The following is a 20,597-nucleotide window of genomic DNA, read 5'->3' as shown; positions in this document are numbered from 1 at the left end:
AATTAAGGCTGTTTTACCAGCCATTTCAGGGGATCAATGGGGGTGGTGCCTTTACGTAATTCAAAATAAAGAGTGTCTTCTTGGGTGACGCCTGTTTCGCCTGTTTCACCAATGACTTGCCCGTTTTTGACCGATTGGCCTTCAGCCACTAAGAGCTTTGAGGCATGGGCGTAAAGAGAGTAAAAGCCATTGGTATGGTCGACGATGACGACCAGGCCGTATCCCTTAAGCCAGTCGGCATAGACGACGTTTCCCGATGAGACTGCCCGAATCGGACTCCCTTCCTTCGCGCTGATTTCTATGCCCTTTTTTGTCACAAATGTATCAAAAGTGGGATGTTTTTGCCGACCAAAATTTGAAACCACTTTTCCTTCAACGGGCCATAGGAGAGATCCAAGGGATGGGACAGCTCCAGGTGGTTGGCGCATCCGAGATTGAGCCAATTTGAAACGTTGGTCCAATTCTTTGAGAAGGCTATCCACCTGTTCAGCTGATCTCTGAAGGTCTTCAACCATCCGTTGATGTGCGTCCTTTTCTTTGGAGAGATTGACCAGGACAGAGCGTTTTTGACGTTTGAGCCCTGAGACTTTTTTGATGGTCTGTTGGGTTTCTCCCTGAAAGCGAAGGAGATCCTCGCGGGCTGCCGTCTGTTTTTCCTTGAGCTGTTGGAGATTCGACAGGTCTTGTTGAAACTGTCGGACAAGCTGATGTTCCCGTTGGGCAACCCATGAAAGATAATCCATCCGGTGTGCGGCCTCGGTAAATGATTCAGCTGCGAAAAGAGTTTTCAAATAGCCTGTGCGTCCCTCCATGTATAATAACCGAAGTCTGGCGGAAATGGAGGATTGCCGGGTTTGAACATCCCGCTCAACTTCCCCAATCTTTGTGCTCAGATTCGCCAATTCCTCGTCTGTTACTTTGATCTGGTCATTAATGCGATTGCGTTCTTTCTTTTGCTCATAGAGCTGGCGATCCAATTTATCAATCGTTTTCAAAACCGACCCATGCTTTTTCTCGATCCGTTTGGTTTCTTTTTGGGTTTCGGCAATTTCCTGATTGAGCTTTTCCAACCGCAGGCGTTCCTGACTGATTTCATCTTTGATGGTGGATGGATCAGCGCTCCAACCGGCTTGGACTAAGATTAGGAGCAGTCCAATTGGGAGCACTCCTGTGTGGAAAAATAGATTAACTCGCGTCATAGCCGAAATCGCAACGAGCCATAAATGGTCGTCAGTGTTCCCAGGCACCCCAAGAGGATGCCTCCTGCCATCAAAATGAGTGATAGGGGAAGGGGAAAAAATTCTAATGCGGAAGAAAATCCCCCGAACACGCTCATGCCTTGGGTTTTGTGCGTGAAAAGTTCAAATCCCCCACGTAAGAATCCTAAGGCGATACCACCCCCGGCAGCCCCTAGGATGGCTCCCTCAATGAGATACGGAATGCTAATAAAGAGACTCGTCGCCCCGATCAACCGTAATATTTCAATTTCCTGTTGTCTGGTATGAAATGCCAGTTGCACGGTAATCGCAATGATGGTGACGGAGGCTAAGGCCAAGATGCTCCCAACGACTAACGCGCCGAACTCCATATAGGCGATGATGAGGGTCAGGCGTTCGATCCAATCTCGATTATACCGAACCCGATCGATATCGGGATGATGTTTGAGCCGGTTGACCAGGTTGGCAATCATATCGGTGGTTGGGGTTTTCGCGGCCATGGTTAATACCAATGATGCGGGAAACGGGCTTTCGCCAAGCCCTTCCAGGAGATAGACTTCCTCTGGAAATTGTTCTTTGAATTCCGTTAAGGCGTCTTGCTTCGAAATAAAGGTGAGGGAGTCCACCGCTGGATCCGTCTTGAGGCCCTGTTGCAAATCACGAAGTTTGCCGGATTCAATGCCATCCTTGGGATAGACGATGATTTGAATCGTGTGTTGAACCTGACCCAACAGATTATGCACGTTGTGATACAGAAGGAGAAAGATGCCAAAGCTGGTCAGGGTGAACGCGGTAATGAGAATACCAATCAGCGTACTGGTCTGATGCGTGCGAAGGCTGGTGTAGGCTTCACGGATAAAATACCAAAGCCGTTTCACGTATAGGCTCCTTGATCCGACACGAGATGTCCGCAATCCAGCCTGAGGATTCTTCCATTCAATTGCTCCACCACTTGTCGATTGTGGGTTGCCATCATGACGGTTGTTCCCCGGGTATTGATGGCTTTAAATAATGCCGCAATTTCGGTGGTTAGTTGGGGGTCTAAATTTCCCGTTGGTTCGTCGGCTAAAAGTATGATGGGACTGTTCACAATTGCCCTGGCGATACACACGCGTTGCTGCTCTCCAGCGGACAGCACGGAGGCAATGGTGCTGAGTTTATGGTCCATGCCAACCGCGCGAAGGGCTTCCAGGACCTTCCGTCGCGATTCGAACGATGATAATCCACGAATAATGAGTGGGAGAGCCACATTTTCGGAGACCGTCCGCTGCGGGAGCAACTTGAAATCCTGAAGAACATACCCCATGGTTCTCCGATGATAGGGGACATCGGATCCACCGAGTCTGGCAATGTTGCGATTTTGGACGAGGATTTGACCTTCATCAGGGTGTTCGGCTCCAAAAATAAGCTTGAGTAGAGTGGTTTTGCCGGCTCCGCTGGGTCCTGTGAGTAACACACATTCGCCTTTTTCGATTCGTAGGGAAATATCTGAAAGCGCAAGACAGCCATCGTAATATTTGGTGACGTGAAATAATTGAATCATGCTATCTTATGGCCTGGACCTTGAAATGGTTTATTGTCTAGATAAAACGGAACCATGGTTCCTGGGTGAGAGTACCCAGGAAGAGCTGCCGACCGTTCACCTTCAGACATTGGACTCATGCAGAGGCCAACCTCTTTAATTTACCATTGCCAGTCGGAGCTGGAAACCTCAAAAGCCTGTTCCAGGTGAGTTAATTTCGGAGAACCCTCAGGGGTACCTGCGATCAAGATCACATCAAACCGGCAAACTTGGTTGCTGAGGCCCTTTTGAGAAAGGTAATACGACGCCAATTTAATGATTTGGCGTTTTTTGCGCGCATCGATGGCATAGGGAGCGCCGCCGAATTGATCGGTGCGTCGTCCCTTGACCTCAATAAACACCAGCGTATCGTCCTGTTGTGCAATGAGATCCAATTCTCCACCTCCTACCCGTAAATTTCGCTCAAGAATCCGATAGCCCTTTTTCCGGAGCCATTCCTCTGCAAACTCCTCCGCTGATCGCCCAAACTGGTGAGAAGGCGTGCTCATGCGAGCGAGGGCACATTCAGGCAGGCCTGGACAGGCCCGAAGCTTCGTCGATGCCCTGGACAAGGGCCGAACTGCTGTAACCGTCTGAGATGTTCCGGTGTGGAATAACCTTTGTGGAGATGAAATTGGTACTGAGGAAACCGTTCGTGATAGGAGATCATCATGCGATCTCGTGCAACTTTCGCCAGAATAGATGCGGCGGCAATAGATCGTGAAAGTTGGTCGCCTTTGATAACCGGTCGTTGAGGGACAGAAACCCTAGGGAGGTGCAAAGCATCAAGAAGGAGATAATCGGGTGGCGTAGCCAGGTAGCTCAGAGCCCGGCAACCGGCCAATCGGGTGGCCCCCAGGATGTTAAGTTCGTCAATCTCCTGTGCTGATGCCATGCCGATCGCCCAAGCAATGGCCCGGGTGGTGATGGCCTCATATAATACGTTTCGTTGCTGTTCAGTCAGGAGTTTGGAGTCGTCGAGAAGGACCGGTGACCACCGACGTGGAAGAATCACGATGGCGGCAACCACCGGCCCGGCCAAAGGACCGCGCCCAGCCTCATCCAGGCCTGCAATGCGCCGGTATCCAAGGGCTCGGGCCGCTTGTTCAAAGAAATCTGTCGGACCCGTACCCATCCATGAGGGAGAGTCGGTGTGCAATGAAAGGTGAGCCCTTTCTTCTGCGTTATTCCGCTACTTCCGTGGGTTCCGATTCACCGGATTCAGGGACCTCGACTGCCGCCGCAGCGTTTTTCACCGTTTTTGGTGTGCGCGAAAACTCCCGTTCTGAAATTTTAGCAGCTTTGCCTTTTTTGTCTCGAAGGTAATACAACTTCGCCCGCCGCACTTGACCTTTTCTGATGACTTCGATGCCTGCCAGATTAGGAGAGTGAAGGGGGAAAATTCGCTCGACTCCGACTCCAAATGAAATCTTTCGAACGGTAAAATTCTCGCATACCTTTCGGCCCTTTCGAGCGATCACGAGTCCTTCAAACACCTGAATGCGTTCTTTGGCCTCTTCTTTCTTTTTCCCGTATTGTCGTTCTTCGACCACGCGCACTTTAACTCTGACGGTGTCACCTATTTCAAAAAACGGCACGGTTCCCTGTGCCAACGATTGCTCTAAACGCTCTAATAAATTCATGAGAGTCTCCCTCCTTCAAGGTCTCGTCGTACGACCGGACGTCGAGGTATAATTGTGTTCAATCTCTTCCAATAACTCACGATCTTCACTACTCCAAGTATGGTGATTTAACAAATCCGGCCGTTTCAGCAGCGTTTGGCGCAAGGATTCTTTTCGACGCCAACGGCGAATGGCTTCATGGTTGCCGGACATTAAAATGTCGGGAACCGACATGCCTCGAATTTCAACGGGTTTCGTGAAATGAGGATAGTCTAATAGGGATTCCACAAAGGACTCTCGTTGAGCAGAATGTGGATCCCCTAATACTCCGGGTATGAGACGCATGGCCGCATCGATCATCACGAGTGCCGCCAATTCACCACCTGTCAGCACATAATCCCCAAGGGAAAATTCTTCAACCCGCAAATGTGTTCGTACCCGTTCGTCAATTCCCTCATAGTGCCCACAAATAAATAACAAAGGGCGAGTATCCTGGCTCAGGTCATTCGCAATTTCTTGAGAAAACGGGATGCCCTGTGGAGAGGGGATGATGATGCGTATTTCATTAAGGTCCGGTGCTATCCGATCAATGGCTTGAAAAATCGGTTCGGCCTTCATGACCATCCCGCCGCCACCTCCGTACGGTGTATCATCTGCCGTTCGATGTGGATCATGGGTATAGTCTCGAATGTTATGGACAGTGAGTGTGAGCAGGCCCTTATCCTGGGCGCGTTTCATGATGCTCTGTGAGCTCACAGAATGAATCAACTCAGGAAATAACGTCAAAATGTCACAACGCATACGTGGTATCCCACCATTCACGTGAGGTTAACCGCAAAACCTTATGGGCGAGGTCTACCATGGCAATGGTTCGCCGACTGGCAGGGACCAGAATTTCACGATCCTCATTTCGAATCACAAACACATGATGTTGGGGATATTCCAGCACTTCTTCTAATGTTCCTACGGGATGTCCCTCGGCATCTTCAACCTTGAGCCCGATTAATTCAAACTGATAAAACGTATCAGTGTCCCTGGGAAGGTTCTGGTTCTCTGGAATCTTGATCCAGGCCCCTCGGTACAACGCAGCGGTTTCCGGTGTCGAAAACGCTGAAAGTCCCAAAATCACCCCCTGGTTGATCTGCCGAACCGAGGTCACCAGGGTTTCCAGAATCCTTCCATCTGGAAGGGCCAGTGTCACCGTCTCCAATCCCTCAAATCGCCCGGGAACATCCGACAGGGATTCAATACGGACTTCCCCATGGACGCCGAACGGCTTGAGAATCCGGCCAATGGTTACCATGGGAGACCGGGATAGCTCAGGAGCATCCATAATTTAGCCATTATGACGGTGGCATCCTTAAATGCAGGATACATCAGGGTAACACCTCTCCCATTACCCTGACATGCCGAGATTATTTGGCGGGGGCTTGTTTGGATTCCCGAAAGGCCTTCAAGATGCCGGTCTGTCGTAATAACCCCCTGACGGAATCAGTGGGCTGAGCCCCATTTTGAAGCCAATTCAACACCCGATCTTCTTTAAACGACGCCTTATCGCTTGCCTTGAGGGGGTCATAGGTCCCAATGACCTCAAGGAATCGACCGTCCCGCGGCATGCGGGCATCGGCTGCCACTACTCGATAAAATGGTCGTTTATGCCGGCCCACACGTGTAAGTCGCAAATGTACTGCCACTGGCAATCTCCTCTATCGTGAATATGAATGAATGAAAAAGCTCAAGAAGACTTTATTTTTTTACCTGGCATGAATTGCCCGGCGGATCAGCTTCCCGCGCTTTTTTCCTTTTCCCATCCCCATTTGCCCTCCGACCAGGGACTTCATCATGCGTCGGGCATCCAAGAATTGCTTAATGAGCCGATTGACCTCTGGCACGGATGTTCCGCTACCTTTGGCCACCCTCTTTTTTCGGTTCCCATTTAAAATCGTATGATCCCGTCTTTCGCGCGGAGTCATCGAATCGATAATCGCCACCACCCGTTTCATTTCTTTTTCTGGTACCTGAGCATTCCCGGCGGCGCCGGAACCCATCATTGTTTTAATTTTTTGCCCGCCCGGGAGCATGTCTAAAATCTGATCGAACGATCCTAATTTATTCACCTGTTTGATTTGATCACGAAAATCTTCCAACGTCAGGGTATTACTCGAAACCTTTTTTTGCAATGCGACCGCTTGTTCCTCCGAAAAGTTCTCTTGGGCTTTCTCAATCAAGGTCAGCACATCACCCATCCCGAGAATACGGGAGGCCATCCGGTCGGGGTAAAAGGGCTCTAACGCATCCAGCTTTTCCCCGATTCCTAGGAATTTAATGGGTTTGCCTGTCGCCGCACGGATCGAGAGCACCGCTCCGCCACGGGCATCGCCCTCGACCTTCGTTAAAATGACGCCAGTGAGACCGAGGGCCTGATTGAAACGTTCGGCGACAGCAACCGCTTCCTGACCGGTCATGGAGTCGGCGATTAGCAAAATTTCCTGTGGCTTAACGCCTGTTTGGATATCGACTAACTCCTGCATCAATTCTTCATCGATTTGCAGTCGACCGCCGGTATCTAAGAGCACCACATCGTAGCCGTGATCACGCCCGCGAGTGACTCCATCCCGACAGGTTTGAACGGCCTGGGCGCCAGGTTGCCCCTCGTTCGTCCCACGATGGACCGTAATATCAAGGTCAGTTCCGAGTGAGGTCAGCTGATCTCCGGCGGCAGGGCGACGGGGATCGGCCGCGACCAACAAGACCCGCTTGCCTTCAGTTTTAAAATAATGAGCGAGTTTCCCGGTGGTGGTGGTCTTGCCTGAGCCTTGCAATCCGACCATCATGATGACGGTAGGAGGCTGGGAAGAGAGATGAAGGGCACTTTGTTCATGGCCGAGAAGGTCCCGCAGCTCCTCCCAGACGACTTTCACCACTTGATGGGCGGGTGTGAGACTTTTCAGGACTTCCTGCCCGACGGCTTTTATACGAACCTTTTCAATAAAGTCTTTAACAATTTTGAAGTTGACGTCGGCTTCCAACAGCGCCAGGCGCACCTCTTTCAAGGCATCAGTAATATTCTCTTCAGTCAGAACGGCCTGGCCGCGTAACTGTTTGAAAACTTTTTCGATTTTCTCTGTCAGCGTGGTAAACATGAAAAGGGACCCAATGGAAAATACACCATTTTAAGCAAACCCAAGACAATAGTGAACAAACATCAGGCATGTCAAGTTGAGTGCCACCTTTTGGTTGGGCAAAACCGGGATGGGTATCCACCAGAAATCTTTTGTTTTCATAAACTTTGTGTAATCCCCGTGATGGGCGAGCAGGACCTATATCAAAACCAACTTGGGAAGGCAGGATATGGAGGAGGAGTAACAAGAGAGGGGTGGATCAGGCTGGCTCTCAAAGGGTCAGGCCGGTATCATGAACCGATACGTCCAGTTAATTGAGTTGTTCCTATTAGTTTAGTGGCTCGCGTCAAATTTCAATTGGGTTTCATTGATCGTATCTTCTCTACTTCGTTTTCTTTCCTGAGTATAAACATCCAATCATGAAAAAAAATGGCAAAATTCTTCTGTGTATTCTTCTTGGATTGATCCTACTCTATACGTTTGTGGGTTACCTAGTGATTCCTTGGGCGATTGCCACGAAGGTTCCTCCAAGGCTTTCGGAGCAACTCGGTCGGCCGGTGGGCATTCAGGAAGTCCGGTTTAATCCCTTTCTGTTTACACTACAGATAAACGGGTTTGATGTTCAGGAACAGGATAGCTCACCTATGTTGGGGTTTGAGGACCTGTTCATTAATTTCGATCCTGCCGCTTCGCTGGTGAACCGGGCTTACACGTTTGCGGAAATCCGGTTGGAGCTGCCGTATGGATTGGCATGGGTTCGCCCCGACGGGACCTTGAATCTTGCCCCATTAGGCTCTTCCTCCGAATCTCAGGATGTCCCTCCCGAGGCTCTATCTGAGGAATCCTCATCACCAGAATCAGCAGAATTGCCGGCGATTCTCATCGAACACCTTTCCATTCAACAGGGAATGTTGGAATTTCGGGATTCTTCCCGCCCGACTCCATTTGTGGCGCATTTCGTGCCAATCAATCTCACGTTGCAACAGTTTAGTACCCAAAAAGGGCAGGCCAATTCCTATGCTCTCTCAGCTGAACGCAGTGCAGGAGAGAAAATTACCTGGGAGGGGACGGTCACTCTAGAACCCTTTCAGTCCGAAGGGCGCTTGGTTTTTGAAGATTACCAATTGCCCCACCTATGGACCTATGCTCAGGATTTGGTTCGATTTGAGATTCCCCAAGGACGGACGACGATAAAGGGACATTATCGATTGTCTACGACCGATCAGGGGGTGGCTGTCGTGGTCGATGAAGGGACCCTGACGATTCATGATTTACAAATTCAGGAGAAAGGGACTCTTTCCCCCGTGATCACGATTCCCCTTTTTGAAGTCAACGGCGTCTCGGTTGATGTGGCCAAGCAGGACGTTCGAATTCCTTCACTAAAGTCTCGTGACGTTCATTTTACCGGGTGGGTCGGGAAGGATGGAGTGGTCAATTATCAAACGTTGTTTTCACCTGTGGCATTAGAAAATCAGACAGTTCCTGAACCGGAGTCTTCCCCGGCCAATCGGTGGAAGATGGTCATTGAGGATCTTGCCTTGGATAACCTCACGATTGATTTCGAGGACCGCCAGCCTGAAGATCCTGTCAAACTGCTATTGGACACCATTCATTTTCACACCTCGGACGTGTCATTGGATTTGGATCGCTCTCTTCCTCTGGATCTTTCGTTTCAGTTCAATCAAACCGGCAAGGCTAATTTGCAGGGGGTGTTGAAGATAGATCCTCTGTCCATTGACCTTGACCTGTCATTAAAGAACATTGCCCTTCAGCCGTTTCAACCGTACATAGCTCGCTTTGTTCAATTTGATATCGAGGATGGCGCGCTCTCGCTGCAAGGAAGCACACACTATCAGGCGGAAACGACGACTCAACCAATGGGGACCTTTAAAGGAGGAATGGGGATATCCCACTTGGCCCTTGGAGATCCCATCCAGGAATCCTCTTTTTTGACATGGGAGGCGTTTGAGCTGAAGGCTTTGGACCTTCAGATTGAACCGACCATAGTCAATCTTCAAAAAATCGAACTGATCAACCCCGCACTTGCCTTGTTGATTGATGAGGAAGGAAGGTTGAATCTTCAACGATTGTTTTCACCGCCAGGATCCGTATCTCAAGAAGAAACGACATCAGATGAAACCCCGGTAGAGGCCGAATCTTCCGAATCGTCCTCGACTCCGGTCAAAATTGAGTCGGTGTCTCTTACCAATCTTCTGGCTCATTTTACCGATCAATCGGTTACTCCGAATGTCGTGACAAAAATTGATGGTTTGAGCGGTACGATTAAGGGCCTTTCTTCGGACCAACTAGCCAAAGCCGATGTCGCGTTACAAGGGACGGTAGATAAATACGCCCCATTCAAGATTGCCGGGCAGATTAATCCTTTGAGTGAAGAGGCCTATACGGATTTGACTGTCACGTTTAACAATCTTGATCTCCCCACCGTCTCTCCTTATTCGGCCCATTATGTCGGATATCCCATCACGAAGGGGAAGCTGTCGTTGGATCTTGAGTATAAAGTTTCTGAAAAGACTCTCGTTGGTGAAAATAAGGTGTTGATTGACCAGTTGAACATGGGTGAGAAAATCGAAAGTCCGGATGCGACGTCGTTGCCAATTCCTCTTGCCGTGGCCTTATTGAAAGACCGCAAAGGACAGATCGATATTGATTTGCCGGTTCGCGGGAATTTGGACGATCCGGATTTTAGTTATGGAGGAGTGATCTGGAATACCCTGAGAAATCTTCTGACGAAAGTTGCGACATCTCCTTTTGCCATGGTCGGAAGGTTGGTGGGTGGCAGCGGTGATGATCTGCAATATGTGGCCTTTCCTTCGGGTAATGCCCAGTTGTCTCCTGCTGAACAGGAAAAACTGCATACGCTTGGTCAAGCGCTGGGCGATCGTCCTGCCTTGCGACTGGATATTGCCGGGGCTGCCGATCCCCAGGTCGATCGCCAGGGTTTGGCTGCCGGGGAATTGCGGAAACAACTGCAACAGCGAAAATTCGTCCAGGGCTCCTCTTCCGCGAGGGAGGGGATGTCTTTAGATCAGATTGAACTCAGTCCAGAGGAGGAAGGTCGCTTGCTCGCAGAGGTGTATGCCGAGCAATTTGGAGTGCAACCCGATACCCAGGCTTCTTCTCCCGAAGGGAAGGGTCCGAACATTCCTTCACCGGAGCAGATGAAATCCAAATTGCTTGAATCGATCAAGGTGGAGGACGAGCAGCTTCGCCTCCTGGCTCAGCAACGGGCTCAAGGCATTCGTGAATTTCTCATTCAGGAGGGGAAGGTAGCCGGTGATCGAGTGTTCCTCCTCGAACCCAACCTCAGTCCCGTTACGGAAGAACAAACTGTTCGGAATCCTTTGGCTTTAGCCGCGAATTGAGTCCCTTTCTTAAGATCTTCATGGTCGTGGTGTTGATCGTGTGTTTTCTGATTTAAGGTGAATCCGTTTTCCTGGCATATGCTCACTCTTCCGCATGTGTCTCAGATGATAGGTCTCCTCCTGGTGCTCTTCATTGTCTTGTGGCTTGCACATGTGCGAGTGGGCAATGCCTCCCTGGCCGATGTAGGGTTTTGTTTGGGATTGGGCCTTGTCGGTATTGTTTGTGGAATAGAGGGCGAGGGCAGCCCTTGGCGACGGGCTCTCGTTGTGAGCATGGGGAGTGCGTATGCCTGCCGGTTGGGCTGGCACCTGTGGAAGAATCGCGTTTGGGGAAAAACGGAAGACCCCCGGTATAAAACCCTTCGGGCCGTGCTAGGCAAATGGGAATCGGTCGGAATCTTCGGGTACTTCATGCTGCAAGTTCCTGCTTGTCTGTTCTTTGCTTTTCTTCTGTGCTGGGTTATGGGTCATTCTGAATCGGCAGTAAGAGGCTGGGATCTTCTGGGCCTCGGGATCTTTTTGCTAGCCTTCTTTGGAGAGACTCTTGCGGATATTCAACTTGAACGGTTCCGATCCGATCCGACTAATCAGGGTAAGGTCTTACAGACGGGCTTGTGGCGATTTTCCCGTCATCCTAATTATTTTTTTGAAATCCTACAGTGGTGTGCCTATATTCCCTTGGCAGTGGGATTGCCGGGGGCATGGATGGCGATCGTGTGGCCTTTGCTCATGATGTTGTCGCTTGTCTGGGTGACGGGAGTGCCCCTAGCCGAGGCTCAGGCTATACACAGCCGAGGGGAAGCCTATCGCAATTATCAACGCACCACCAATAAATTGTTTCCCTGGCTGCCTCGACGGAACAGCTGATAAAGAGGAGGAGAACTATGCGGAAATCTCAAGCCTGCCTCAGCCACCATTGGAGAAATCCAAAAGGACTCTTACTTTTAGCCGGCCTTCTGGTGTTGTTGAGCATGGTGACTGGTTGTGCATTTGTCCGGGGAGAAGTGGGTGAGCCTTTTCCGGAGGATCGGATTGAGACGATTGAGAAAGGCAAAACAAATCGCCAGGAAGTGGCCCAACAATTTGGGGCTCCCGATGAGATTGTCCAGGCAAACGGCTATGAGATCTTTCACTACCGCCGATTTGACAGCAAGTTGGGATGGTTGCTGTTTCTGTCCCGTCTGAATATCGGCAGTGATCATCTCTGGGTATTTTTTAATTCCCAAGGGTTAGTGGATGACGTGGTGTTTGGCAATCGGACCAGGAATGTGGAATTCCAAATCTGGCCGTTTGGGGAGTAGGACAAGATGGTCCTGGTCTTTGGAAAAACCGGAATCCTTGGCGTCCTGTTGGTTCTTTCCCTGGCCGGCTGTGACTTTCGTCGTGTGGTGGTCAATGATCCAGTAGTTGCCGACTCTCTCAAAGAGTTGGTACCAGGGAAAAGCACGATGCAGGATGTGGCCGGGAAATTAGGCGCTCCTGATGAGATTGAAGAAGGGGCCGGCGGAATGGTCTTTCGTTATCGATATGGAGATAGCAAGACGATGCGGGTAAATTTCGGATGGATTCTTCGTGTCTTGTTGCCCGTCTCTCCATCCATGAATCTGGGAAGAGGTGAAGGGGTCACCTATATTTTACATGTGGCGTTGCGACCGGATTTAACCTTTGATCATTCAGTCATTCAGCCCCCGCCCGATACCCCCCATTTCTGGTTTTGGCCGTTTTGACTGCCTTATGGTGCATGGTAACTATTAGGAAATGTTCCAACTTCATTTGGAAATAGGGGATGTGGTCGTCCTTGCTTGTCTCGACTCCATCTTTGCCGGCGCAACAAGGCCTATTGTTTGGTGAGGGATGGGTGGTTTTCTTCCAAGCGCCGGAGATAGGGAATGAGGAATAAGCCGGGCAGGGCAATTAAGGTACACAGAAGAAAAAACCCTTCCCATCCTAACCAGGTGGCCAGAAATCCGGTGGTGGAGCCGGCAAAGACCCGCGGAATGCCCATGAAGCTGGTCAACAGGGCATATTGTGTGGCGGTAAACCGCTTGTTGGTGAGACTGGCCATGAAGGCCACGAACGCGGTTTGTCCCAGCCCACTGGAAATGGTCTCAAAGGCAATGACGGCAGTAAGAGTCGGGAGGTGATTGCCGGTATATGCGAGAATGACAAACCCTGCCGTTGAAATCATTTGGAGAAAACCCAAAATAAACAGAGAAGGCACAATCCCCATGCGATAGACGACGAGACCCCCAATCAATCCTCCCGCCATCAAGGCAATCATGCCGAAAACCTTGACGATCATCGCATAGTCGGTTTTCGAGACGCCGAGGTCCACCATAAATGGAGAGAGCATTTCTGACGCCATACTATCGCCGACTTTATACAGCAGGATGAACAACAGCATCATGAGAGCGCCAGGACGGGAAAAAAACTCCAGAAACGGACCTGTGATGGCTTCCTGCCATGATGCTGGTGGTGGTGTGGGAATGGTGGGTTCCGGTGCAAACCATGTCGTGAGAATGCCAATACTCATCATGGCGCCCATGATGAAATAGACCGCATTCCAGGAAAGGCTCTCCTGATCGGCCAGAAATAAAGCCAACGCTCCAGCGGTCAACATTCCCAAGCGATAGCCATAAATAAACATGGAAGATCCAATGCCGAGTTCCTCGTCAGAGAGGCATTCACGGCGATAGGCATCCAGGACGATATCCTGGCTGGCACTAAAAAACGCCACAAGGACACACAAGACCGCGAGGGTTGATAAATGAATGGCCGGTTGAGTCAAGGCGAGCGAGGCGATGGTGAGCATCAACGCTATCTGAGTGCCCAGCATCCACCCTCGTCGTCTTCCCAGAGCAGAAGACACGAGACGGTCCATCACTGGAGCCCAGAGAAATTTGAGCGTGTAGGGGAGGCCGACTAATCCGAAAAAACCAATGGTGGTTAAATCGAGCCCTTCTTCCCGCATCCAGAATTTGAGGGTCGAGCCAATGAGCAGGAGAGGAAGGCCGGAAGAAAAGCCGGTCAACAGCATGACCAGCATTTTGGGACTGACAAGAAGAAGACAGAAATTTTTAAGCCAATGACCTGGCTCGGTCTGCGTGGTCATACACCAGACCTTATCAAAGAAATAGGCTTAGGTCTTGTTGAAGCCGAAGGTGTCTTGGGGATGAGGATGCAGCCGAGCCAGGGAGGCGGTTAGTTTAAATTTGGATCTACGGGCATGTGTGCATACATGGTATATTGATCTCCGAAGGATTGGATGACCTCGCCCCATAAGTCCTGAGAATCCTCATCGAAGACGAGGTGAGGTTGGGCAGGCATGGTGAGCCATGACCCACTTTCCATTTCCGTCTCCAATTGTCCGGGTCCCCAGCCTGAATAGCCCATATATGCCCGAAACGATTCGTGCTCACCGGGAACTTCAAGAATGCGCTCCAGCGTCTCCATATTCCCGCCGAGATACACGCCGTCAAGCACCGCATGGGTATCTTCAACTTCCTCATTTAGACGGTACAAGACGAGCAAGCTGTTTTTCTGAACCGGCCCCCCGGAATAGACTCGATGTTCCTGCCCTTCGAGCACTGGAACTTGCGGCAGGACCTCGGCAATATTCATCTCGGTCGGACGATTCACGACCACGCCTAGGGCGCCTTCCGGTCCATGCTCGCAGAGCAGCACGACCGTTTGACGAAAATTGGGATCGCGCAATGCCGGAGTGGCAATGAGGAAAACCCCCTTGCCTAATGGTGTGTCCATACACTCATCCTAACGTGCCACGGGGAATCCATCAAGAGGCATTTCCCGGGAGAAAATCATACATGGTTGCAAGGGTACCATCGGAATGCTGGCCCACTCCCAACTCTCGTCAACAAGGCTGCACGATGACCCCTCCTGCTCTGCCTCACAAAGCTGGAGAAGTCCTTCGTAAGCAAGGAGCCGCAATCCGAACCCTTCGGAAATTTGTTAGGAAATTTTGATAGATTAATGTCGGTAATCTTTAAATTCGCCTGTCGCGTCATCCAATTTCAAAAACGTCCGCATCTGTGTCTTCAGGGTTTGACGGGCATTTTCATCCCCTAAATTCAACTGGTACTCGTTAATAACCATGGTCTTCGTTCCGCCCGGGCCAGCCCATTCATTCCAGCAGGTTTGACAGACTTTCTGTTTGATTTCTTCTTCCAGTTTTCCCATAAAAAGATTGTCCGTGATCGGGTCCGCGTCTTTATCGCATTTTCGGCAATGAATTTGCGCCATCCTGTTCTCCTTTTGTAAGTGACAAGCCCAAAGTTTATGCGTATTAATATGCAGAACAATTCAAAATCCTAACACAGAAAACTTGGGTGGGAAAAGAAGTCAGGACGGATTTCAATGTCCTGGTCTTTTGAGTGTTTTTCAGGTATGGATGTCGACCTCACCTTTCGGTCTCTTTCAATTTGGAATTTGAAAGACCGTGAGGGAGAATTTGTGGGGCCTATCTCAAGATCGGAGAAGCGACAGCATGTTACTCGCAGGAATTGATATTGGCACCTTAACCTGCCGCTTGTTGGTGGCAGAAGTGAATCCCCCAGGAGAAATGACCGTGGTTGATGGGGATCGGCGGATCCTACGGCTCGGGGAAGGGGTTGACCAAAACCGACGGTTATCCCAGGCCGCAATGGATCGCGTGGTGTCCACCCTTAAAGATTGGAAAAAACAGACCGCGAAGTATCCGCTCAACGGGGTGGCAGTCGTGGCGACCAGCGCCGTGCGTGAATCGGAAAACCGCAAAGACTTTCTCGCCCTTGTCACTCAAGAAACCGGATGGGAAGTGGAAGTCTTAACGGGAGAAGAAGAAGCCCGGCGAACCTTGTTGGGTATTCGTTTTGGTCTTCCACCAGCCATTGCGAATTTTTTGGGATTGGATATTGGCGGCGGCAGTACCGAATGCATCCTGGCTCATTCTGGAATGGCTCCTGCCGTCATTTCCTTGGATCTGGGAGTGGTGCGCTTGTTGGAGCGGGTGCTTCGTCTGGATCCACCCACATTCCAGGAGATTTCCCAGGCCGAAGCCTGTATTGATGAGGAATTGGCCAAGGTGTCAAAAGCCTTCGGCACCTTTTCAGGCATACCCCTGGTCGGGACAGCAGGGTCCGTCACCACACTCGCCGCGATGTCTCAAGGATTGCCAAGATATGAGTCGGCACGTGTCCACAATTATGAGTTAACATTGTCGACCATCAAAGGGCTGGAGCAGGATCTCATCACCAAAACAGGACCGCAGCGCCTGGCCATGCCAGGTCTTGAGCCCGGGCGGGAATTTGTCATTGTGGCAGGTACGGTGATTCTACGAAGGATCATGGAGACCTTCGGCTTTGACAAATGCCTGGTCAGCGACTTCGGCCTTCGGGAAGGAATCCTGGTGGATAAAGCCAGCAAATTGAAAAACGTGGAATAAGAAGGGTAGGAATGGGTTCTATCGCTGAGTGTACCAGCGGAAGCCGCCGGATTCTTTGAAGGCCGGTTGTTGCCCGATGCTCATGCCGCCGGGCTTTTCAACCAACAAGACTTTGAAATCCCACAGACCAAACCATGCCGGATCTAAGACGTTATGGTAGTGTAGGCCGGTGAGTTTGGGTAGAAGAGCACCCAGCGCGGTGCCCAATTCTTTTTCTGTGTAAGCGCGGACGGAGAAGGGCTTTTCCAATTCACGACAAAATCGCCGTAGGGTATAGGCCGCCCCGGTACATAAGACATTAATGTCCCGTTTCATGCCGAGCAATTGTGGCAGGGTGCAATACTGCTCGCGGAAGCCCAGCCATTTGGCGGCATGACGCAGATGACTGAATTGCACTTCATATTCGGTGTGCCCGGGCAATCTGACGGGAGAAGGCCAATCATCTTCGATCCCGAATTCAACCAGGATGGCCCGTCCGCCCGGCTTCAGCACGCGCCAGACTTCCTGTAGAAATTGAATGGCGCCGTAATTGAAAATCACTTCGTCGGGGAAGGGTGGCATGAGTGGCAGGCGCATGCGCCGGATAAGGTCCAGAGCTTCCTCATGCAGGGGATTCTCCCCTTTAAAGGTAAGGAGTTCGTCCCCGGTAAATTGGATTGGCGTCATGTCGGCGAGATTTTCATTGTCGATTAACAAATCAACGGCACGGTCCGCCAAGGGCATTCGTTCGGCATTGGCTTGAATGGCCGTTGCCGTCCACCCTGCTTGGCGCGCCAGCGACGTTTGGGATCCCAGAAACGGGCCGGTCAGATCGAGAAAGGTGTATTGGATGTCTTTCCGCTCATCCGCTGAGAGTTCTCCTGCCAGTTCCTTTGAGACATACCCGAGGCCGGCGCCCACTTCCACAATGCGTTTGGGCTTGGGGGAGAGCCAGCCCATTTGGCGCAGGGTTTTGCCGAGCAGTCGCCCATAGGTCAGCCCATTCATGGCTTCGCAGGGTTCGCGAAATAAATGAGAGACCGTCGTTTCGATGATTTCAAAATGGCCGTGAGGCCCTTGAATGCCCTGAACGTGAAATTTGGACAGATGATCTTCGGTTTCAGCTTGAACATTTTGATGCCAACCTTCCCGCACCTTTTGCAGCAACAAATCCCATTTCGCCTCTGCGCTGTGTCCGCTGGGGGGTTCGGTTCCAAAATAGGCTAACGAAAACCGCGGTTGGGCCCACCGTTCTAAATGCCAGCGACCATTCTGTTGGGTCGGGCTGCAAACCCATTTCCCATACTGATTGAGTAGGGCGCCAATGGTCATACGACCATCCATCGCGCCGAGCAGGGCTGCGCCCAGGCGATTGAGCCGAACCAGGGGTAACTCTTCATCAAGCGGGGCCACCCACCATTCATCCGGCGCATGCTGATAAATCACAATATCGGGCATGCGCCATGCCCGTTGATTGAGTATGTCCCCCTCCAAGACCTGAGGGGTGACTCCTGCCCAGGTATCGGCAGTGGGTTGAGAGGCGTGGGTTTGGGTCATGAGGGTTGGGTTCCGATTCTAGTCATCAGCATGCACGGACAAAAAGGAAGCTGCCAGGGTACCCCATCGATCCAAAAGGCCGCAACCATTTCTTCCATTCCAGCAGGGAGAGAAATCAAAGTCCTGGCATTTATTGCCGCGTGGGCTGTAGGGGTTTTTGTGCCAGGATACTGGCAAAGGCTGCATCTCCAGTATTGACTTCCTGGTAACGCAATACCTGCAAGCCAGGGAGTAGCGTCAATAATTCGTTCCGCTCCAAGAGGAAGGTCCTGTTAAATTGTGGGCGGTATTGCAAATGATCAACTGTATAGGTTTCGATCAGCACCACACCGCCGGGCTTGAGGGCAGCAGTAATTTTTGGGAAGAGATCGCGCTGCAGGAAATAGGTGCAGATAATCACATCGTAGGAATTGGGGGGAATGGTGTATTGTTCCAGGTCGGCGACGACCGTGGTCAGTTGCACGCCTTTCTCGGCAGCGAGGGCTCGGGCTTTTTTGAAACCCGCCTCTGAAATATCGACCCCGGTGACCTGAAAGCCTTTCGTGGCTAAAAAGACCCCGTTGCGTCCTTCACCCATGGCCAGGTCAAGGGCAGCCCCTTTGGGTAGAAGATCGACATGGTCCGTTAAGAACGGAATGGGGTCACGTCCGAATAGATAGTTCTCGGTTTCATATTTCTTATTCCATCGCTCCTTGTCTGCTTCGGCTCCCCACGAGGAGTCAATGGCCATGAATCCAGCAAGGGCGAACGGACCCAGGAGCCCCAGGACAAATATTTTGGAAAGATTTGGGATTAGCTGAACGCGAATTTTCATCATTTGGCCTCCACAGCTGTTCAGAGAACCCTAGCCGATTCCAGTCAGGGGACGAAAGAATTCAGCACGTTTCTTGGTGGTCTTTCCCCGTTTCAGTGGGTATTATGGCACCGTTTGGGAGATGAAAGGAAATTGTAGGAGAAAACATATGCCCGCCTATGTTGTCACGTGGATTCATTTATTGGCCGCCATCACCTTCATTGGCGGATGGATGTTTGTTCAGCTCGTCGTCCGGCCAAGTTTGACCGAAGGCAAGGCCAAGCTACCGTCGTTGGAAGCTCTTGAGATGGTCAAAAAAGTTGGCCAACGGTTTAAAATGGTGGGGTGGGTAAGTCTCATGGCGCTGATCTTTACCGGAGCGTCTCAGTTATTGGATGAAAGCGGCTCAGCACGCATTGAAACCAGTTGGGGCTTGATCATGATGCTCAAGCTTTTTGTATTTGCGATTGTCGGAGGATTAATTTTCGTCCACGATCTTATTCTTGATCCCTATGGTGTCTCCGCAAAAAGCAAAAAGAATGAGACGGAGCCACTCCTGTTTTCCGGCAAAGTGGTGTGGGTCCAACGAGCCATCTTAAGTCTGAGTCTGGCCGTCTTGTTCATTGCGGCTTATTTGACGTCTATTTGACGCGCGCCACGTTTCCTCTGATACTTCCGTTTTCTGCCAATGAGTCTCATGGCTGAAAGGTATCCTCAAGGAATCGCGAGCGGATTTGAGGCCTGCTGAATGCAGCGTTCTTTTCTTCCAAGTTTTCCATGCCTATGGTACAACCTTGCAAACGGTGAAGATTTCATAACCTCTCACACGTCACCAAGGAGGACATGATGGCCAAAGCATTCTCCGTTGCGTCCTGGAATGTGGAGCATTTTGGGGCGATGCACAAAAACAAGGGGAAGCCGAAAAAACCGGTCGGCCCCATTATCGAATTTCTGGCCCAACAACATGCCGATGTGGTCGCGGTGTACGAAGTTGTGGGCTCGACGGTATATGACACCATCGTGACGGTGATGCCGGATTACCAGTTTCATATTACGGAGGGGCCTCAAGCACAGGAAATTCTAATAGGTGTGAAGCGAACCTTCTCAAGTTTTTATACTCAACGGCTTGAATTTAAATCAGGAGTATCCGTGCTGCGGCCAGGTTCCTTGCTGACGATCCAAGTGGACGGGAATGCCTATCCCCTTTTGTTTTTGCATTTAAAAAGTCTGACGGAACCTCGAGGGTTTGGCTTGCGGGACGATCAGACCGAACGGGCGCTCAAATTGCGAAAAGTCCTGGATAAGGCCTCGTGTAGTGATGGCCAGGCGAATTATATTTTTCTGGGGGATCTCAACACGATGGGGATGAATCTGACGTTTAGCACGAAGGATGTCAGTGCAGACGAGGAAGTCCAACGTCTGCAGAAACGGGTGAAAAACCGGAAGATGCAGGTACTCGACAAGTCCTATCCGGAGACCTACTGGCCGGGTTCGAAGTCCTCTTACTCACCGGGCAACCTTGATCATGTGGTAGCGGCGGACCATATGCGGTTTAAGGCCTTTGGACCAGCCCATATCGATATTCGCGGGTGGCCGCAAGAAACGACTCCTGAGAAACGAGATGCGTGGACCAGGAAATATTCCGATCACGCGCTTCTGTATTTTGAAGTGCAAAAAGTGTAGAGCCTTCTGCATCTTATCATCTTCCGAGTTTTCCGGGGGTTGTCTTAAGGCTCGCGTGTGCTCTCATGCAGGTTCGCTGATTTATCCCCAGCCAGTGATACAATGCCCACAAGCTTCAGAAATCATGAGGGCGCCACCTTCCATAATCAACCGTATGCTTTCCGGAAAGTTACCCTGTGCCAGAAAAATCTCGTGCAAAATAAGTTCGGAGGTTGAATGGTTGGTGATATCGTGAAAAGG

General features: G+C 50.8%; 22 protein-coding genes. 7 read left to right on the top strand and 15 right to left on the bottom strand.

What is annotated here, in order from left to right:
- Positions 1 to 2: 2 nt before the first annotated feature.
- The 10 genes from PQG83_RS11840 to ffh form a co-directional block, all read right to left on the bottom strand.
- Complete coding sequence (locus PQG83_RS11840) at positions 3 to 1,247, bottom strand: murein hydrolase activator EnvC family protein (RefSeq protein WP_312741213.1); 1,245 nt, start codon at positions 1,245 to 1,247, stop codon at positions 3 to 5.
- Positions 1,196 to 2,095 (bottom strand): cell division protein FtsX, encoded by a 900-nt coding sequence (locus tag PQG83_RS11835; RefSeq protein ID WP_312741210.1) that lies wholly within the window; start codon positions 2,093 to 2,095, stop codon positions 1,196 to 1,198. The genes PQG83_RS11840 and PQG83_RS11835 overlap by 52 nt, the downstream gene beginning before the upstream one ends.
- Entirely contained in the window at positions 2,092 to 2,760 is a 669-nt protein-coding gene (gene ftsE, locus PQG83_RS11830; RefSeq protein WP_312643977.1) for a cell division ATP-binding protein FtsE, read from the bottom strand. Before ftsE ends, PQG83_RS11835 begins: the two co-directional genes overlap by 4 nt.
- 140 nt (positions 2,761 to 2,900) lie before the next feature.
- Positions 2,901 to 3,287: a YraN family protein gene (locus tag PQG83_RS11825; protein WP_312741206.1), complete on the bottom strand. Its 387-nt coding sequence runs from the start codon at positions 3,285 to 3,287 to the stop codon at positions 2,901 to 2,903.
- The gene (gene rnhB, locus PQG83_RS11820) at positions 3,284 to 3,937 is read right to left on the bottom strand and encodes a ribonuclease HII (RefSeq protein ID WP_312741203.1); all 654 of its coding nucleotides are present in this window, start codon (positions 3,935 to 3,937) and stop codon (positions 3,284 to 3,286) included. Before rnhB ends, PQG83_RS11825 begins: the two co-directional genes overlap by 4 nt.
- Positions 3,938 to 3,962: 25 nt before the next feature.
- A complete protein-coding gene (gene rplS, locus PQG83_RS11815) occupies positions 3,963 to 4,421 on the bottom strand; it encodes a 50S ribosomal protein L19 (RefSeq protein WP_312741201.1) in 459 nt (152 codons plus the stop codon).
- A gap of 15 nt (positions 4,422 to 4,436) precedes the next feature.
- The gene (trmD, locus tag PQG83_RS11810) at positions 4,437 to 5,201 is read right to left on the bottom strand and encodes a tRNA (guanosine(37)-N1)-methyltransferase TrmD (protein ID WP_312741200.1); all 765 of its coding nucleotides are present in this window, start codon (positions 5,199 to 5,201) and stop codon (positions 4,437 to 4,439) included.
- Positions 5,191 to 5,733, bottom strand: coding sequence for a ribosome maturation factor RimM (gene rimM / locus PQG83_RS11805; RefSeq protein WP_312741198.1), 543 nt, complete (start codon positions 5,731 to 5,733; stop codon positions 5,191 to 5,193). Before rimM ends, trmD begins: the two co-directional genes overlap by 11 nt.
- A gap of 82 nt (positions 5,734 to 5,815) precedes the next feature.
- Positions 5,816 to 6,094 (bottom strand): 30S ribosomal protein S16, encoded by a 279-nt coding sequence (gene rpsP, locus PQG83_RS11800; protein ID WP_312643964.1) that lies wholly within the window; start codon positions 6,092 to 6,094, stop codon positions 5,816 to 5,818.
- A gap of 60 nt (positions 6,095 to 6,154) precedes the next feature.
- On the bottom strand, positions 6,155 to 7,543 hold the full coding sequence (gene ffh / locus PQG83_RS11795) for a signal recognition particle protein (protein ID WP_312741195.1): 1,389 nt from the start codon (positions 7,541 to 7,543) through the stop codon (positions 6,155 to 6,157).
- Positions 7,544 to 7,941: 398 nt separating this feature from the next.
- Between ffh and PQG83_RS11790 the strand changes: the two genes are divergently transcribed.
- From PQG83_RS11790 to PQG83_RS11775, 4 genes are all read left to right on the top strand, one after another.
- Positions 7,942 to 10,905, top strand: a complete 2,964-nt coding sequence (locus PQG83_RS11790; RefSeq protein WP_312741193.1) for a DUF748 domain-containing protein — start codon at positions 7,942 to 7,944, stop codon at positions 10,903 to 10,905.
- A gap of 105 nt (positions 10,906 to 11,010) precedes the next feature.
- On the top strand, positions 11,011 to 11,772 hold the full coding sequence (locus tag PQG83_RS11785) for a DUF1295 domain-containing protein (protein WP_312741191.1): 762 nt from the start codon (positions 11,011 to 11,013) through the stop codon (positions 11,770 to 11,772).
- A 17-nt stretch (positions 11,773 to 11,789) separates the two neighbouring features.
- Positions 11,790 to 12,206, top strand: coding sequence for a hypothetical protein (locus tag PQG83_RS11780; protein ID WP_312741186.1), 417 nt, complete (start codon positions 11,790 to 11,792; stop codon positions 12,204 to 12,206).
- 6 nt (positions 12,207 to 12,212) lie between these two features.
- A complete protein-coding gene (locus PQG83_RS11775; RefSeq protein WP_312741184.1) occupies positions 12,213 to 12,632 on the top strand; it encodes a hypothetical protein in 420 nt (139 codons plus the stop codon).
- Between the two features lie 110 nt (positions 12,633 to 12,742).
- On the opposite strand, the gene PQG83_RS11770 is transcribed toward PQG83_RS11775, so the two are convergent.
- From PQG83_RS11770 to PQG83_RS11760, 3 genes are all read right to left on the bottom strand, one after another.
- On the bottom strand, positions 12,743 to 14,017 hold the full coding sequence (locus PQG83_RS11770; protein ID WP_312741181.1) for an AmpG family muropeptide MFS transporter: 1,275 nt from the start codon (positions 14,015 to 14,017) through the stop codon (positions 12,743 to 12,745).
- A gap of 89 nt (positions 14,018 to 14,106) precedes the next feature.
- Positions 14,107 to 14,667, bottom strand: a complete 561-nt coding sequence (locus PQG83_RS11765; protein ID WP_312741178.1) for a YqgE/AlgH family protein — start codon at positions 14,665 to 14,667, stop codon at positions 14,107 to 14,109.
- Between the two features lie 225 nt (positions 14,668 to 14,892).
- Complete coding sequence (locus PQG83_RS11760; protein WP_312741175.1) at positions 14,893 to 15,165, bottom strand: Fe(2+)-trafficking protein; 273 nt, start codon at positions 15,163 to 15,165, stop codon at positions 14,893 to 14,895.
- A 244-nt stretch (positions 15,166 to 15,409) separates the two neighbouring features.
- Between PQG83_RS11760 and PQG83_RS11755 the strand changes: the two genes are divergently transcribed.
- Positions 15,410 to 16,345 (top strand): Ppx/GppA phosphatase family protein, encoded by a 936-nt coding sequence (locus tag PQG83_RS11755; RefSeq protein WP_312741169.1) that lies wholly within the window; start codon positions 15,410 to 15,412, stop codon positions 16,343 to 16,345.
- A gap of 18 nt (positions 16,346 to 16,363) precedes the next feature.
- Here the strand turns inward: PQG83_RS11755 and PQG83_RS11750 are convergent, their stop codons facing one another.
- Both PQG83_RS11750 and PQG83_RS11745 read right to left on the bottom strand, forming a co-directional pair.
- Complete coding sequence (locus PQG83_RS11750) at positions 16,364 to 17,881, bottom strand: class I SAM-dependent methyltransferase (RefSeq protein ID WP_312741166.1); 1,518 nt, start codon at positions 17,879 to 17,881, stop codon at positions 16,364 to 16,366.
- Between the two features lie 130 nt (positions 17,882 to 18,011).
- The gene (locus PQG83_RS11745) at positions 18,012 to 18,698 is read right to left on the bottom strand and encodes a class I SAM-dependent methyltransferase (protein WP_312741164.1); all 687 of its coding nucleotides are present in this window, start codon (positions 18,696 to 18,698) and stop codon (positions 18,012 to 18,014) included.
- Between the two features lie 145 nt (positions 18,699 to 18,843).
- Here PQG83_RS11745 and PQG83_RS11740 point away from each other — a divergent pair, with 145 nt between their 5' ends.
- Positions 18,844 to 19,323, top strand: coding sequence for a hypothetical protein (locus PQG83_RS11740; RefSeq protein WP_312741162.1), 480 nt, complete (start codon positions 18,844 to 18,846; stop codon positions 19,321 to 19,323).
- Positions 19,324 to 19,517: 194 nt separating this feature from the next.
- Entirely contained in the window at positions 19,518 to 20,357 is an 840-nt protein-coding gene (locus PQG83_RS11735; protein WP_312741160.1) for an endonuclease/exonuclease/phosphatase family protein, read from the top strand.
- Positions 20,358 to 20,597 lie beyond the last annotated feature (240 nt).

Source organism: Candidatus Nitrospira neomarina, assembly GCF_032051675.1.
In the GTDB taxonomy this organism is placed as follows: domain Bacteria; phylum Nitrospirota; class Nitrospiria; order Nitrospirales; family UBA8639; genus Nitrospira_E; species Nitrospira_E neomarina.
This window is presented reverse-complemented; position numbering and strand designations above follow the sequence as displayed.